This is a genomic window from Granulicella pectinivorans, assembly GCF_900114625.1.
In the GTDB taxonomy this organism is placed as follows: Bacteria; Acidobacteriota; Terriglobia; order Terriglobales; family Acidobacteriaceae; genus Edaphobacter; species Edaphobacter pectinivorans.
In genome coordinates, this window is sequence record NZ_FOZL01000002.1 from 286,960 (window position 1) to 302,587 (window position 15,628).

General features: G+C 61.7%; 12 protein-coding genes. 8 read left to right on the top strand and 4 right to left on the bottom strand.

Annotated elements, in window-relative coordinates; all coding sequences use genetic code 11:
• Positions 1 to 141 precede the first annotated feature (141 nt).
• A complete protein-coding gene (locus BM400_RS19040) occupies positions 142 to 1,488 on the top strand; it encodes a D-arabinono-1,4-lactone oxidase (RefSeq protein WP_089842742.1) in 1,347 nt (448 codons plus the stop codon).
• Here the strand turns inward: BM400_RS19040 and BM400_RS19045 are convergent.
• The 3 genes from BM400_RS19045 to BM400_RS19055 are packed head-to-tail and all read right to left on the bottom strand — an operon-like array spanning position 1,485 to position 3,357.
• Complete coding sequence (locus BM400_RS19045) at positions 1,485 to 1,781, bottom strand: MoaD/ThiS family protein (protein ID WP_089842747.1); 297 nt, start codon at positions 1,779 to 1,781, stop codon at positions 1,485 to 1,487. The two genes, BM400_RS19040 and BM400_RS19045, sit on opposite strands and share 4 nt — an antisense overlap.
• Positions 1,778 to 2,893: a WD40/YVTN/BNR-like repeat-containing protein gene (locus BM400_RS19050; RefSeq protein WP_089842750.1), complete on the bottom strand. Its 1,116-nt coding sequence runs from the start codon at positions 2,891 to 2,893 to the stop codon at positions 1,778 to 1,780. The genes BM400_RS19045 and BM400_RS19050 overlap by 4 nt, the downstream gene beginning before the upstream one ends.
• Positions 2,890 to 3,357, bottom strand: coding sequence for a winged helix-turn-helix transcriptional regulator (locus BM400_RS19055; RefSeq protein WP_245782036.1), 468 nt, complete (start codon positions 3,355 to 3,357; stop codon positions 2,890 to 2,892). The genes BM400_RS19050 and BM400_RS19055 overlap by 4 nt, the downstream gene beginning before the upstream one ends.
• 257 nt (positions 3,358 to 3,614) lie before the next feature.
• Here BM400_RS19055 and BM400_RS19060 point away from each other — a divergent pair, with 257 nt between their 5' ends.
• The 5 genes from BM400_RS19060 (at position 3,615) to BM400_RS19080 (ending at position 13,333) form a co-directional block, all read left to right on the top strand.
• A complete protein-coding gene (locus tag BM400_RS19060; RefSeq protein ID WP_089842754.1) occupies positions 3,615 to 4,772 on the top strand; it encodes a glutathione-independent formaldehyde dehydrogenase in 1,158 nt (385 codons plus the stop codon).
• A gap of 247 nt (positions 4,773 to 5,019) precedes the next feature.
• A complete protein-coding gene (locus BM400_RS19065) occupies positions 5,020 to 5,631 on the top strand; it encodes a ribosome maturation factor RimP (RefSeq protein ID WP_089842757.1) in 612 nt (203 codons plus the stop codon).
• Positions 5,632 to 5,710: 79 nt separating this feature from the next.
• Positions 5,711 to 7,297, top strand: a complete 1,587-nt coding sequence (nusA, locus tag BM400_RS19070) for a transcription termination factor NusA (RefSeq protein WP_089842759.1) — start codon at positions 5,711 to 5,713, stop codon at positions 7,295 to 7,297.
• A 139-nt stretch (positions 7,298 to 7,436) separates the two neighbouring features.
• Entirely contained in the window at positions 7,437 to 10,748 is a 3,312-nt protein-coding gene (gene infB, locus BM400_RS19075; RefSeq protein WP_089842762.1) for a translation initiation factor IF-2, read from the top strand.
• 161 nt (positions 10,749 to 10,909) lie between these two features.
• The gene (locus BM400_RS19080; protein WP_245782084.1) at positions 10,910 to 13,333 is read left to right on the top strand and encodes a PAS domain-containing protein; all 2,424 of its coding nucleotides are present in this window, start codon (positions 10,910 to 10,912) and stop codon (positions 13,331 to 13,333) included.
• Positions 13,334 to 13,366: 33 nt separating this feature from the next.
• Here BM400_RS19080 and BM400_RS19085 read toward each other — a convergent pair whose 3' ends face one another.
• Entirely contained in the window at positions 13,367 to 13,849 is a 483-nt protein-coding gene (locus BM400_RS19085) for a DUF427 domain-containing protein (RefSeq protein WP_089842767.1), read from the bottom strand.
• A 73-nt stretch (positions 13,850 to 13,922) separates the two neighbouring features.
• On the opposite strand from BM400_RS19085, the gene BM400_RS19090 reads away from it, so the two are divergent.
• Both BM400_RS19090 and BM400_RS19095 read left to right on the top strand, forming a co-directional pair.
• A complete protein-coding gene (locus BM400_RS19090) occupies positions 13,923 to 14,381 on the top strand; it encodes a hypothetical protein (RefSeq protein WP_089842770.1) in 459 nt (152 codons plus the stop codon).
• 58 nt (positions 14,382 to 14,439) lie between these two features.
• Positions 14,440 to 15,606, top strand: coding sequence for a M24 family metallopeptidase (locus tag BM400_RS19095; RefSeq protein ID WP_089842772.1), 1,167 nt, complete (start codon positions 14,440 to 14,442; stop codon positions 15,604 to 15,606).
• Positions 15,607 to 15,628: the final 22 nt, after the last annotated feature.

The following is a 15,628-nucleotide window of genomic DNA, read 5'->3' on the forward strand; positions in this document are numbered from 1 at the left end:
TTTGATGAATCCGGGACGGAATCGATGCAGAAGTCCCCTGGAGGGGAAGATGGGACGGTTTTCAGGAAAAGGTTTACTGGGGTTGCACCGCAAGCGTAGGCTGGTGCGCGCACGGAACTTTGGGAATAGGACGATCACACCATGGACAAGCGGGAGTTTTTGAAGAAATCTGGAGTAGCGGTTGTGGGGAGCATGATGCCGAAGATCGCACTGTCGCAGGGACGTCCGGAGGGAACCCAGAAGAACTGGGCGGGAAATTACACCTACAGCACCGACCGGCTGGAGCAGCCCGGAACGGTCGAAGAGGTGCGCACCGCGATCGCAGGGTCAACCCACGTGAAGGCGCTGGGTGCCCGTCACTCCTTCAACAGCATCGCCGACAGCCGCGAAGAACAGATCCAGCTCAAGCACTTCACCTCCATGGAGCTCGACGAAAAGGCCCACACGGTCACCGTCGGAGCTGGGGTCACCTACGGAGCCCTCGCGCCCTACATCGACGCCAAAGGTTTCGCCGTGCATAACCTCGCCTCCCTGCCGCACATCTCGGTCGTCGGAGCCTGCGCGACCGGAACCCACGGATCGGGACTGAAGAACGGCAACCTCTCCACGGCGGTCCGCGCCGTCGAGATGATGACCGCCGACGGCAAGCTCGTCACCCTTTCGAAGGCCACACTCGGCGATCAGTTCGCCGGAGCCGTCGTCGGCCTCGGAGCCCTGGGCGTCATCACCCGCATCACCCTCGCCGTCCAGCCACGCTTCGACATGACGCAGGTGGTGTATCAGCACCTCGACTTCGCCGTCCTGAAGAATAACCTCCGCGAGATCTTCGCCAGCGGCTACAGTGTCAGCCTCTTCACCGACTGGCAAAACCACAGCGCGTCCGAGGTCTGGATCAAGAGCAGGGTCGACGGTTCCAGCCCGAAACCCGCCCCCACCTTCCACGGAGCCACCCTCCAGACTGAGAAGCTCCACCCCATCGCCGGTACCGACCCTATCAACTGCACCGACCAGCTCGGCGTCCCCGGCCCCTGGTACGAGCGCATGCCGCACTTCAAGATGAACTTCACCCCCAGCAAGGGCCAGGAGTTGCAGACCGAGTACTTCGTACCATTCGAGCAGGGCTACGAGGCCATCCGCGCGGTCGAAGAGCTCCGCGACACGATCACCCCGCATCTCTTCATCACCGAACTCCGCACCATCGCCGCCGACGATCTCTGGATGAGCATGGCCCACGGCCGCGAGTCCATGGCCATCCACTTCACCTGGAAGCCCGAGTGGGAGGCCGTGAAGCCGATCCTCCCCTTGATCGAAGCGAAACTTGCCCCTTTCGGGCCACGCCCCCACTGGGGAAAGCTCTTCACCCTCGACCCTGCCAAAATTCAGGGACAGTACAAACAGCTTGCAGACTTCAAGGCGATGGCCGCACGGTATGATCCGAAGGGCAAGTTCCGCAACGACTTCCTCAACACCAACGTCTTCGGAGCCTAGCCGCCGGCCACGGCTCCAAGGATAATCAGCGGTTCGGATGCATGTGCCACAGCGGCGGGCAAGGTCGCGTCCTGCGCGATGTGCGAGAGATCTTGCTCGCACGCAAAGAACCGCAGAAACGGCCTCCGCTGCTTCGTCGTCTGGTCCCGCACGGTCCCGCGCAGCGCCGGATAGCGCTGTTCCAACGCATCGAGGACACGCCCGATCGTGACCGGCGCCTCGACCTCCAGATGCACCTCACCCTGCGCCTGGGCGAGTGTTCGCAAGTGAGCGGGCAGTTCCACGCGGATCATGGCAGCGTCTGTACCTCGACGGAGAGCACAGGCGGCAGATCCCGCACAATCGCGTTCCAGGTATCGCCCGAGTCCGCCGAAGCGTACACCTGTCCTCCGCTCGTGCCGAAGTAAACTCCGCACGAAGGCATCGCGTCCACGGCCATGGCGTCGCGCAGCACATTCACGTAGCAGTTCTCCTGCGGAAGCCCCTCCGTCAGCGCCTCCCAACGATTCCCGCCCGTACGGCTGCGAAACACCCGCAGCTTCCCCTCGTGGACGTAGTGCAGCGAGTCGCTCGAGATGGGAATCACGTAGATCGTCTCCGGCTCATGCGCATGCACATCGATCGCAAATCCGAAGTCCGTCGGCAGGTCCCCCGAGACCTCCTGCCAGTTCCCGCCCGCGTCGTCCGAACGCATCACATCCCAGTGTTTCTGCATAAAAAGCGTGTCGGGATGCTGCGGATGAGCGGCAATATGGTGGACGCAGTGCCCCACCTCGGCGTCCGGATCCGGGATGTGGGCCGACCGCAGCCCATGATTGATCGCCTTCCAGCTCGCGCCCGCATCGTCCGAGCGAAAAGCCCCAGCCGACGAAATCGCAATCGTAATCCGCTCGGGATGCTGCTTCGACAGCAGAATCGTATGGAGACACATCCCTCCCGCGCCGGGCTGCCAAGCCGGGCCGGTGCCATGTTCACGCAGACCGGAGAGCTCCTCCCACGTCTGCCCGGCATCCGTCGAACGAAACAGAGCCGCATCCTCCACGCCAGCCAGCACCGTGTCCGGGCACGTCAGCGAAGGCTCCAGATGCCATACCCGCTTGAACTCCCACGGGTGCGCTGTGCCGTCGTACCACTGGTGCGTCCCCGGAATGCCGTCGTACGTAAAGTGGTTGCCAACCGGCGTCCACGTCTCCCCGCCATCGTCCGACCTCTGGATCAATTGGCCGAACCACGCGCTCGACTGTGAAGCGTAGATTCTGTCCGGATTCACCGGCGAAGCCTTCAGGTGATAGATCTCCCACCCCGCGAAGTGCGGCCCGGAGATCTTCCAGTCTTGGCGTGATGCGTCGGAGCTGAGGATAAAGGCACCTTTGCGGGTGCCCACAAGAACTCGTACGTGGCTCATGCGTTCTCCTTCTTCGTACTCGCGAATGGCGGTAGAAAGGGCGTTGGGTCGTGCTCGGCCCAGCGGCGATAGACCTCTTTGAGCACCCAATCGCGGTTCGTCGCCATATGGTCGATCACCGGAATAGGAGCTCCTGTGTGGTTGTGGCGTGCTCCCCAGACAAGCAGCTCAAGCACAATCGGAGCCAGCGCGATTCCCTTCTCTGTCAGCCGGTAGATCAACTTGCGTCCATCGGCGGGATCGGGGGTGCGGGTGAGAATGCCGTCGGCCTCCAGCGAGACCAGGCGCTCGGAGAGAATGTTCGTCGCGATCTTTTCGCCCGAGTTCTGGAACTCCTTGAACGTCTTGTACCCCCGCACCATCAGGTCGCGGACGATCAGCAGACTCCAGCGGTCGCCGAAGATCTCCAGCGAGAGATTGACGGGACAGCCGGAACGGCGCTTCTGGCGTGGTTTTGCGGGCACGGCAAGAGCATACTCAGCCTCACTTGCTATTTGCAAGCAATTTTCAGACATCCGAGACGAGGCGACTCCACCTTCGGTATGGGCATCTGACCAAAAGTAGCCGGTTGAACGTGACTCCGCCGCGAGTCACCGGTTCGCAAGCGCCTGACCTTACGGCCGCGATGGTTTCCGAACGAACGAACCCTGACCGACACATCTCACTCCCCTTTTATTCCACCAGCGCACCCGTATGGGCTGCGTCTATGAGGTTCTGTCCCATGAAAGCACTTGTTTATCACGGACCCAAGAGGGTCTCGGTCGACACCGTACCCGACGCAAAGATTGAGAAGATGACGGATGTCGTCATCAAGCTGACCACCACCAACATCTGCGGCTCCGACCTTCACATGTACGAAGGCCGCACCGACGTCGAGAAGGGCAAGATTCTGGGTCACGAGAATCTCGGCGAGGTGGTCGAGGTGGGTAAGGCCGTCGATACGGTGAAAAAGGGGGACAAGGTCGTCCTTCCCTTCAACATTGGCTGCGGATTCTGCGCCAACTGCGAAAAGGGTCTCTCCGGCTACTGCCTCACCTGCGCCGACCCAAAGGTGATGCCGGGCATGGCCGGCGCGGCCTACGGATTCGCCGGGATGGGCCCCTACTCCGGCGGACAGGCCCAGTATCTGCGGGTTCCATACGCCGACTACAACTGCCTCCAGTTGCCGGAAGACGCCGACAAGAAGGAGAACGACTACGTCATGCTCTCGGACATCTTCCCGACCGGATGGCATGCGACACGGCTTGCAAATCTGCAGCCGGGTGAGTCGATCATCATCTACGGCGCCGGCCCCGTTGGCCTGATGGCTGCCATGTCGGCCCGCATCCAGGGCGCGAGCCAGATCTTCGTGGTCGATGGCCAGGCTGACCGCCTCGCTCTCGCCAGTGAGATCGGCGCGACGCCCATCCACACCAAGGACGGCGACATCGGCGACCAAATCCGCGAACTCACCCACGGGCTAGGTGCGGACTGCGGTGCGGAGTGCATTGGGTACCAGTGCAGCAACTCCGCCGGCAAGGAAGTGCCGAATCTCGTCATGAACTCGCTGGTTGACTCGGTCAAGGCGACCGGATCGCTTGGCATCATCGGCGTCTTCGTCCCCAAGGATCCAGGTTCGGACGACAAACTCGCCAAGGTCGGTCAGATCGCCTTCGATCTGGGCAAGTTCTGGTTCAAAGGACAGAAGATGGGTACTGGCCAATGCAACGTGAAGGCCTATAACCGTCGCCTGGCCGAGTTGATCCATCATGACAAGGCCAATCCCTCGATGATCATCTCGCACGAACTGCCCCTCGAAAAGGCTCCCGAGGCATACAAGCACTTTGACAACCGCGACAAGGGCTGGACGAAGGTGATTCTGAAGCCAAACGATGCGTAATGGAACGAATCCTGCCGGACCGATGCCCAATGCGGGCACGGTCCGGCAGGGTAACACCTTGAATTCGCTACTTCGGTGCAGTACTATATGGATTGCAGACGAATTCGCTGTTCCGTCGGTATGCCTTGCGTGATCGCACCGCTTGGGGACGGAAGGGTAGGGTGGGCTGATGCCCACTTTTTTATTGCTCCAAAAAGCATCCGCTTTTTGCAATAAACAACCGTCTGCGGATTGGTTTTTTAGATTTATGGCGATTCAGATGGACGCAATTCGGGCACTGGCCGTGAGAGTAGCGGCATCTCATCACCTGGAGGTGGTGGATGTTGAGTTCTCCGGAGGCGGTAAGTTTCGCGCGCTGCGCGTATTCCTGGAAAAAGACGCCGAAGAACGGGCCAAGCTGAAGGCGATGGCCGAGGCCGACGCCGAACTTGATCTGCCCAGGGGCGTTCCGGTCGAAATGCTCTCGGGTACGACGCACGAGGACTGCGCCGCTTTCGCGCAGGACTTCGGCACGTTGCTCGACGTGGAAGACGTCATCCCCGGTGCCGAGTACACCTTGGAGGTCTCCTCGCCCGGGCTCGAACGCAAGCTCTACAAGGCCGAAGACTACCAGCGTTTTATCGGCAGTCTGGTCAAGCTCCAGACCTTTACGCCTGTCGTTCTGGATGCCGGAAAAGCAGGCGAAAGCAAGGGCAACCGTCAGTGGCAAGGGCGGCTCTCAAAGTTTGCCGAGGGCGTTCTGACGCTGGACCTGGCGGCAGTCAAGCAGAAGGGCAAGGCCAAGAAGGCATCGTCCGCAACGCAGGTTGAGATCGCGCTCGCGAACGTCGAGAAGGCGAATCTCGTCGCAGAGATTTAGGAATCAGGGCCAGGGATCTGGGCTCAGAAAAGCAACAACAGGCAAGGCAACAGTTTTCAACAAGAAGGATGTGTGACCGATGGCAAGTGTTCTGTACCAGTCGATCGAGATGTTGAGCAGGGATAAGGGGATTGACCCCGCCGTTGTCGTTGGCGCTGTAGAAGACGCGATCGCGCTGGCGACCCGCAAGTACTACAAGACGCAGGAGACGATGCGCGCCGAGATGGACAAGGAAACCGGCGAGATTCGCGCCTACGTGTACAAGACCGTAGTCGAGACCCAGGAAGAGGTCGAAGACGAGATGAACCAGATCTCGCTCGAGAAGGCGCGAGAGCTTGCGCCCGAAGTTGAAGTCGGCGGCGAACTCCGTTTCTATAAGGACACCACCCCGCTGGGCCGTATCGCCGCACAGATGGCCAAGCAGGTCATCTTCCAGAAGGTCCGCGAGGCCGAGCGCGACACCGTGTACCTCGAGTACAACCACCGCGCCGGCGAGGTCCTGAACGCGACCGTCAAGCGCCTCGAGCCCATGGACGTCATCTTCGATCTCGGCAAGGCCGAAGCCCGCATGCCCAAGCGTGAGCAGTCGCGCCTGGAGCAGTTCGCCGTCGGCGAGCGTGTTCGCGTCGTCCTTCTCCGTGTCGACCGCGCCGCCAAGGGTCCGCAGGTCATCGTCAGCCGCGCCGCTCCCGCACTGGTACAGAATCTGTTCCAGTCGGAAGTCCCCGAGATCTACGACGGCACCGTCTCGATCCGCGCCATCGCCCGCGAGGCCGGTGAGCGCACCAAGATCGCCGTCATGAGCCGCGACAAGGACGTCGACCCGGTCGGCGCCTGCGTCGGCATGAAGGGCATGCGCGTTCAGTCGATCATCCGCGAGCTGCGCGGTGAGAAGATCGACATCATCGAGTACTCGGAGGAGATCACCACCTTCGCCGAGAAGGCCTTGCAGCCCGCGAAGGTTTCGCGTGTCTCGATCGTCGACCTGGCCGAAAAGCAGATCGAAGTGATCGTCGATGACACACAGCTTTCACTTGCCATTGGTAAAAAGGGACAGAACGTTCGTCTCGCGGCCAAGCTGTTGCAGTGGAAGATCGACATCAAGAGCGAGGAAGAGAAGCGCCAGGAAGTCGAACAGCAGATGCAGGCGATGAGCGGTGGTCCGACCACGCCGATCGAGCAGGTATCCGAGCTCGGCGAAGCAATTCTCGAAAAGTTGATCGCTGCCGGCATCACAACCGTGGAAGAACTTGCGGATATGACTCCGGAGCAGCTCGAAGAAGTTCCGGGAATCGGCGAAAAGACGGTCGAGAAGATTTCGGTCGCCGTGCGCCACTACTTCGGTCACTACGACGCGGATGAGGTTCGTCCGGTAACGGCAGCCGCGGATGAGACTCCGGCTGCAGAGGAGACGTCCATGGAAAAGACACCGGAAGAGATTTTGGCAGCACAGGGAGCCGATGCGGGCAGCGTTGAGGAAGACGACGCGCTCTCCGCCGAGGATCTGGCTGCTCTGGAGGAATCGCGAGCGGATGCCGACGGTTTCAGCGACAACGACAATCGTGAGTCCGAGATTGAAGCGGACAACGATTCGATCGACGAGCTGGTGAATGAAGCCCAGGAGGTCTCCGATGAGGGGATCGAGGACGGGAACGACCGTGGCTAGGGCAGCGCGCCTCCACACGAGACTGGATTGGGGTCGCAAATGCTGCGATTTCGTTGATAATAGCTGTTACGGAATGCATTCCTACTTCGATGAGGCTGATATGAACAGCTAGCGCCGCAGGGGAAATGAAAAGGGACGGATGAGCAAAGTTCGCATTAACGATCTTGCAAGAGAACTAGAAGTAAAAAGCAGGCCGATTCTCGACGCGTTGGAGGCTCTGGGCGTGATGGGCAAGACCCACTCCAGCTCCATCGAGGAGGATCAGGCAGAGAAGGTGCGCGGATACTTTAACGGTTCCCTGCGCACCAGCACGGCGAAGCCCGCGGTTGAGGCCAAGCCCAGCTTTAATCTGTCGCATGTTTCGAAGCCGGGAGACGCTTTGAAGGCGATTCTGGAGCGCAAGCAGGCCGAAGCTGCCGCAAAGAACGCTCCTCCGGTGCGTCCGCAGGCTGTGGTCGCACCGCCGGCCCGTCCGGTGGCTGCCGCTCCGGCCCCCGCGTTTGTTCGTCCCGCCGCGTCCGCCCCCCCGGTTGTGGTGGCGCGACCCGCCGTCCCTGCTGTCGCTCCGCCTGCCGGCGCACGTCCTGCCGGGACAATGCCTACGGTTGCGGCCTCAGCAGCTGCTGCTCCCTCTGCTCCCGCCCCCACACCGGTTGCGGCCGCACCTGCCGCCCCCGTTGCGGCTCCGGCTCCTGTCGCTCCGCCCGTAGTTGCCTCGGCTCCTTCCGGACCGGTGGTCGCGGGTCCGCGCAGAATCGTTCCTTTGCCCAACCAGGGTGCTCGCATCGTGGCTCCGGCTCCGGCAATCGCCAGCCGCCCTCCTTTGGGAGTCTCGGTCGGTCGTCCTCCAGTGGTCGTACCAGGTGCAGTCGTCGTTGCAGCCAAGCCTGCCTCTACCGCTCCGGCACAGCCGGGCGCACGCGTCGCGGGCACCAAGCCCACGGTCGCTACGCCTGAGGCAGCGGCTGCCTTTGCCGCTGCCGCTCTGGCCGCGAACGCACCTCCGCCACCGCCTGAACCTGAAGTTCCGGTTGTCGAGGCTGCTCCAGAGGTCGTTGAGGCTCCTGAACCAGCTCCCGCACCTGCCGCTCCGCCAGTTCGCCGCGTCATCATGCCGCAGACCGGCCCGCGTCCCATCTACGCAGCGCCCGCGGTGGTTCCGGGTGCTCCGCAGCGTGGCCGTCCCATCTTTGATCGTCCGCGTCCCGGCGGTCCTGGAGCTCCCATGGGCGCCCCGGGCTCCCGTCCTCCGATGGCTCCCGGCGCACGCCGTCCCATGCACCCCACCCGGGCCGGAATGCCCACGGGCCCTGGCGGAGCACCCGGTGCGCGTCCTGGCTTTACGCCCGGCGCACGTCCCGGATTCCCGCCACGTCCCGGCTTCGCCCGTCCTGGTGGAGCTCCCGGGGCGCCTGCTGTCGCTCCCGGTCCCGGCGAGGGCATGCGCCCCGCTGCGCGTCCCGGCCAGCGCCGTGGTGGCCAGCGTTACGAAAAGGTGAAGGAAGGCCCGATGAAGGGCTTCCAACCGCCACCGCGTTACGGCGGTATGCCCATGTCGCGCGAGCCGCTGCCGATCACGAAGACCATCTCCGTGACCGAAGGCATCTCAGTGAAGGATCTGGCCGAGAAGCTCGATGTCCGCGGCAAGGATCTGATCGCTTCCCTGCTCATGCGCGGCGTATTCGTCACGGTGAACCAGTCGCTCGAAGGCGAGCTGGTGAAGGATGTAGCCCGCCAGTTCGGCGCGGATGCAACCGTCATCTCGGTCGAAGAGCAGCTTGAGAACGAGGCCATCGAAGGCTTCCTGGAAGATACGACCGGCATGGTCGAGATCGTGCGCGCTCCCGTCGTCACCATCATGGGTCACGTCGATCACGGTAAGACCTCGCTGCTCGACGCGATCCGTTCGACGGACGTGGCGGCTGGCGAAGCAGGCGGCATCACGCAGCATATCGGCGCGTACAAGGTTCACGTCACCAAGCCGGATTCCCCGGCCTTCGGTCGCGAGATCGTCTTCCTCGATACGCCTGGTCACGAGGCCTTCACCCGCATGCGTGCACGCGGTGCGAAGGTTACCGACATCGTCGTGGTCGTCGTCGCAGCTGATGACGGCGTCATGCCGCAGACCCTCGAAGCGATCGATCACGCGAAGGCGGCGAATGTGCCGATCATCGTGGCGATTAACAAGATCGACAAGCCAGGTGCGGACTCCAACAAGGTCAAGCAGCAGCTTGCCGAGCGTGGCCTGCAGCTTGTGGGCTGGGGCGGAGAGGTTGAATTCGTCGAGGTTTCGGCGAAGAAGAAGCTCAACCTCGATCTACTCGAAGAGATGATCTGCCTCGTTGCCGATATCGCTTCGCCGAAGGCCGTTCCGGAGCGTCCCGCTGTGGGTACGGTCATCGAAGCCAAGCTCGATCGCGGCCGCGGTGCGGTTGCCTCGATCCTGGTCCAGAACGGTACCCTGCGCACGGGCGACAGCTACATCGTCGGCAATACCTTCGGTAAGATTCGCGCCATGTTCGACGATCGCGGACGCGCCATCACCGAGGCAGGACCCTCGACCCCGGTCGAGATCCTCGGCCTCGAAGGCATGCCGGATGCGGGCGATACGTTCCTCGTCATGGCAGACCGCGACAAGGCTAAGGGCATTGCGCAGTACCGCAAGATGAAGGAACGCGAGGCGCAGCTTGCCAAGAGCTCTCGTGTCTCGCTCGAAGGACTTGCCGAACAGATCAAGCAGGCTGGCGTCAAGGATCTCAACATTATCGTCAAGGGCGATGTGCAGGGTTCCGTCGAGGTCATCGCCGAGGATCTGGAGCACATGTCGACCGAGAAGGTTCGCATTCGCGTACTGCACTCGGGCGTCGGCGCCATCACCGAGTCGGACATCCTGCTGGCATCGGCTTCGAACGCGGTGGTTATCGGCTTCAACGTTCGTCCCGAGCGCAAGGCGCAGGAACTGGCCGACCGTGAGAACGTCGAGATCCGCATGCACTCGATCATCTACGAGCTCCGCGACGAGATGGAGAAGGCGATGTACGGCCTGCTCGATCCAGTCTTCAAGGAGAACTACTCGGGTCGCGCCGAAGTGCTCAATGTCTTCAAGATCACCAAGGTCGGTCAGATCGCGGGTTGCCGCGTCACCGACGGCATCATCAAGCGGTCGGCGCAGGCTCGCCTTCTGCGCGACGGTGTCGAGGTCTGGAAGGGCAAGATCAGCTCACTCAAGCGCTTCAAGGACGATGCCTCCGAGGTTCGCGAGGGCGTCGAGTGCGGTATCGATCTGGCCGGACAGAAGGACATCCGCGTTGGCGACATCATCGAGACCTACACGACCGAGAAGATGGCCGATGAACTGGGAGCCAATACCCTCGTTCAACGCAAGGCCGAAAAGGCCGAGAAGGATCGCGAGGCGGCAGCAGCCGCAGCCGCGGCACCTGCCACCGCATAGCCCAAGCAGACAACATAAAAAGCAATGGCCGGGATCATATCCTGGCCATTGCTTTTTGCATCGAAGCAAAAAGATTTACTATCAGTTGACTTCCCCGGAGTATGGATCGGGGAGGAGACGGGGCGGTTATTCCTTCGCAAACCAATCTATGGTTGTCCACTGTGCTCAGGAGCGTCGGCGATGCCGTTATCGCATGCGATGCCAACGGCTACATCTTGTTCATGAACGGGGTTGCCGAGGAGCTAACCGGCTGGACACAGGAGGAGGCCTTCGAAGAACGTCTCTCCGACGTCTTCCGCATCATCCACGAAGAGACCCGCCTCACCGTCGAAAGCCCGGTCGACAAAGTACGTCGGCTTGGGACTATCGTCGGCCTGGCGAACCACACCCTCCTCATCCGCCGCGATGGCAGCGAAGTCTCCATCGACGACAGTGGCGCCCCGATCCACGATAAGGAAGGTCTGCTTACCGGAGTTGTGTTGGTCTTCCGCGACATCACTGACAAGCGCCGCGCCGAGCGCAATCTCGAGTTGCTCTCCGACTCGGGACGCGTCCTCTCCAACTCACGCGATCTCAGCCAGACCCTGAAGCGAATCGCCGAGCTCTCTATCCGCACCTTCTCGGACTTCTGTTACTTCGACCTGATCGCGGAGGACGGCAGCATCGACCGCGCAGTCCGGCTGCATCGCGATCCGGACATGCAGCCCATTCTCGACCTTGCCTCGAGTATGACTCTGGAACGAACTGCCAATCACCCCGTCAACCGGTCTCTCGATACGGGCACCTCCACGCTCATCACCCATGTTGAGGACGCATGGCTGCAGTCCATAGCAATCAATGACGTTCATCTCCGCTGCATACGAGAGCTCAAGGCCCACTGCCTCCTGACGGTACCCGTGCAGGATGGTGACCGCCACTTCGGCACGTTCACCTTTTGCCGCACCGTCAACCCCGCGACCTTCAACGAGGACGACTGCCACGTCGCCGAGGAGCTGGCCCATCGCGTGGGAGCTTCGCTGACAAATGCCTTTCTGTTCCGCTCCATGGAGAGGTCCAGCGCTGAGCTGAGAGCCGAGCAGCAGAAGCTCCGCCAGTTCTTTCTCCAGGCTCCGGCGCCCATTATGGTATCGCATGGTCCGGAGCACACGATCACGCTCGTCAACGCCGAATACGTGCGGATCATACGACGGTCTTCCGCCAGTGAGTTGGTAGGAAAGACGATCCGCCAGGCCCTTCCCGAGTTGGAAGGCCAACGCTTCTTCGAACTCCTGGATCAGGTCTACCAGACCGGGAAGGCTTACGTGGGCCGCGAGATGGTGGGCCATCTGGAGAACGTTCGGACCGGCGAGGTGGAAGAGGCCTACTTCAACTTCGTCTACCAACCCACGGTGGACAGCAACGGCAAGGTTGACGGTATCCTGACCCTTGCGGTGGAGATCACCGAACCGGTGCGAGCACGGATAGAGATCGAAAAGCGCGAAGAGCTCCTCCGGCGCCAGGCCTCCGAGATTGAGAGCGTCTACAAGACCGCTCCAATCGGACTGGCACTCTTCGACGCTGTCGACTACCGCTACCTTCGTCTTAACGACCAACAGGCCTCCATCGTCGGCAAACCCGCCGCGGAGATCCTGGGCAAGACGCTAACCGAGATCGCGCCCATTGAAGGTCTCCGCGAGATGTTCGATGGTGTCGCGCGTGGCGTGCCGCTTGAAAACGCCTTGCTGGAAGGGGAGCTGCCCTCCCAGCCAGGGGCGCACCGTTACTGGACGGTCAACTATTTCCCTGTCTTCGCCGAGGATGGCTCGGTCCAGGCCATCACAGCGGCGTCGCTTGAGATCACGGCTCAAAAGAGAGCCGAGCAGGCCCTGATCCAAAGCGAAAAGATCGCGGCCGTGGGACGGCTCGCCAGCTCCATCGCGCACGAGATCAACAATCCGCTGGAGTCGATTACGAACCTGCTTTACATTGCCAGGACCTCCAACGACGTCGACGATATTCATCACTACCTGGAGACCGCGGACCGTGAGCTCAGACGGATCTCCCTGATTGCAAGCCAGACCCTCCGCTTTTACAGGCAATCGACCCGCCCCCAGGCGATTCAATGCCAGTCGCTGGTGGAGAGCGTTCTCGGCCTCTATCAGGGTCGTCTGGTCAACTCCGGGGTACGCGTCGAGGCTGACCGCTGGATCTCGCAGCCAGTGGAGTGCCTGGAAGGCGAGATCCGTCAGGTGCTCAACAATCTGGTTGGCAACGCACTGGATGCCATGCCCCATGGCGGAAGGCTCATTGTGCGCAGCCGGACCGCGACCGACTGGCGGACAGGCCGCAGGGGACTCACCCTCACCTTTGCCGATACCGGCAGCGGCATCTCACCCACGGCACAGAGGAGGATCTTCGAGCCGTTTTTCACCACCAAGGGCCTGAACGGCACAGGCCTGGGTCTGTGGATCAGCAAGGAGATCGTCGAGAAGCACCAGGGGCGTCTGAAGCTCAGGAGCAGCCAGAAGGCCGGGCATAGCGGAACCGTCTTTTCGCTCTTCCTGCCCTTCGAGGCCGCGCTGCCGGAATCCGCCCCAACGATCTGACGGATCGTCTTTGACGAACCGCCTATCCGCCCGCTACCAGCCCATCGTACCCGGCGCTCCCTTGAACGGTCCTCGCAGGTCTCTCGTAATCCATCCGCCATAGAAGTTGCCCGGCTGGGCCTCCACGCGCTCGCCATCCACCCAGCACTCGTCCACCCGGCTCGCATAGAATGCCAGGCGATCTTTCAGACCGGCATACGCAGCAGACGGGGCTGCATAGCTCCACGCAGCGTCTGCCGAGATCTGCCCGCCAACGTCGATCGTCCAGTACGTCGCCAATCCCTTGAACTCGCAGAAGCTGGAGCGCCGCGAAGAAGCGCGCATGTGCTCCATCGCGATGTCGCCCTGCGGGATGTAATAGACCGGCGGATGACTCGTCTCCAGAATCCGCAGCGCCGATGTCGTCTCTGCCAACACGACTCCCTGATGGAGAACCCGCAGATGACGCACCGTAGGCTCCATCCTCGGCGGCCTCGGATAGTCCCATACCGATTCCACCCCATCCTTGTTCGTCATACGGAAGCCTCCACGAGACGGAAACACCAACGCCTCTGCTCCCAGAGTAGACTCCGTGAAAACGGAGATACTCATGAGGCTACACGCAACCGAGAAGAAGTTGAACGAGATGAACAGACTCGCCGATATGGGTCATTTTCCGGCTGCGGTCAACGCCGGCGCCACCTTCAACGTCCTCATGACCATCACCCTTACCTGGCTGATCATCCCCCACGCCCCACAACCCTACGCTCCCGTCGCGTGGCTGGCCCTGGTCCTCGCTCTCAATCTTCTGCCTGTGTTGATCCTCCGGCTGCGGCTGCACCCCGACACGGTGTACCGGACGCTGGGTGAGATGGACTTCATCCGCGACCAGCATAAGTTCTCCGACTGGGTCTATGTCGCGGCCTCCGCGAACATGGCCTTCTGGGTTCTTTGCTCGTGGGCGATCTTCTCCGTCGCACATACGCCCGCAGCGCTGACGGTCATGCTGATCGTGGCCTTCCTGGCGACATTCTCACCTGTTATCCTCCGCAAACGGGTCCAGCGCTAACCGCCGTCGTCCATCTCCGGACAGCAGCGCATTCACCGCGCGGGGTAAAATCGCATCCATGAACGTTGATCTGATTCAGGCCGCCTTACGCGAACAAGGCCTCGATGCATGGCTCTTCTACGACCACCACGGACGAGATCCGCTGGCCTATACGATCCTTGGATTTCAGTGCGGGCATGTCACTCGCCGCTGGTTCTATCTCATCCCTGCGTATGGAGAGCCGAAGAAGCTCGTCCACCGCATCGAGTCAGGGCGACTCGACATGCTGCCAGGCGCGAAGGCGGAATACTCCTCGTGGCAGGAGCTGGAAGCGGGGCTGGCAACGCTGTTGGAGGGCGTGACGAAGATCGCCATGCAATACTCACCACGCAACGCCATCATGTATGTCTCCATGGTGGATGCCGGCACGGTCGAAGTTCTGCGCGGGATGGGCAAGGAGATCGTCAGCTCAGCCGATCTGGTCAGCCAGTTTGAGGCGGTGCTGACGGACGAGCAGATCGCGACGCACTATGTGGCGCAGCAGAAGATCGACGCCATCCTTGCCGAGGGCTGGAGGGAAATGGGCCGTCGTGTGCGCGGCGGCGGCACCGATGAGTTCACCATGGTGGAGTGGCTGGCCGAGGGCATGCGGCGCGAGGGGCTCATCTGGGAGCACGGGCCGAACGTGAGCGTTGGCGCAAACTCTGCGGACTCTCACTATGAACCTACGCGAGAGAGCTCAAAATCCATTCGACGCGGAGATTTTGTGCTCATCGACATCTGGGGGAAGGTGGATCGGCCGGACTCTTGCTTCTACGACATTACCTGGACAGGTGTCGTCGACCGCGAGCCTACAGAGCGGGAGTTGACGGTCTTCAACACGGTCCGCGATGCGCGCGATGCGGCGATTGCACTGGTTTCGGCGCGGTTCGCGACGGGCACTCCGGTGGAGGGCTGGGAGGCCGACGACGCGGCGCGTGCAGTGATTCGCAGCGCAGGCATGGGCGACTATTTTACGCATCGGACTGGCCATAATATCGGGCCGGTGTTGCATGGCAGCGGGGCTCATCTGGATAACCTGGAGACGCACGACATACGACGGATTCTCCCCAATACGTGCTTTTCCGTCGAGCCCGGCGTCTATTTCCCCGGGGAGTTCGGGGTGCGCAACGAGATCGACATGATTGCCACGAAGGGGTCTGCGATAGTCACAGGGCGCGCCCAGACAGAGCTGGTCCGGATCTAGGGGAGTTAGGGTAGGATAGAAA

Excerpts from the sequence above, each read along its gene's own strand:
- BM400_RS19095 (WP_089842772.1), top strand. The coding sequence starts at position 14,440 with ATGAACGTTGATCTGATTCAGGCCGCCTTACGCGAACAAGGCCTCGAT.
- BM400_RS19090 (WP_089842770.1), top strand. The coding sequence starts at position 13,923 with ATGAGGCTACACGCAACCGAGAAGAAGTTGAACGAGATGAACAGACTC.
- BM400_RS19050 (WP_089842750.1), bottom strand. The coding sequence starts at position 2,893 with ATGAGCCACGTACGAGTTCTTGTGGGCACCCGCAAAGGTGCCTTTATC.
- BM400_RS19060 (WP_089842754.1), top strand. The coding sequence starts at position 3,615 with ATGAAAGCACTTGTTTATCACGGACCCAAGAGGGTCTCGGTCGACACC.
- infB (WP_089842762.1), top strand. The coding sequence starts at position 7,437 with ATGAGCAAAGTTCGCATTAACGATCTTGCAAGAGAACTAGAAGTAAAA.
- BM400_RS19065 (WP_089842757.1), top strand. The coding sequence starts at position 5,020 with ATGGCGATTCAGATGGACGCAATTCGGGCACTGGCCGTGAGAGTAGCG.
- nusA (WP_089842759.1), top strand. The coding sequence starts at position 5,711 with ATGGCAAGTGTTCTGTACCAGTCGATCGAGATGTTGAGCAGGGATAAG.
- BM400_RS19085 (WP_089842767.1), bottom strand. The coding sequence starts at position 13,849 with ATGACGAACAAGGATGGGGTGGAATCGGTATGGGACTATCCGAGGCCG.
- BM400_RS19040 (WP_089842742.1), top strand. The coding sequence starts at position 142 with ATGGACAAGCGGGAGTTTTTGAAGAAATCTGGAGTAGCGGTTGTGGGG.
- BM400_RS19045 (WP_089842747.1), bottom strand. The coding sequence starts at position 1,781 with ATGATCCGCGTGGAACTGCCCGCTCACTTGCGAACACTCGCCCAGGCG.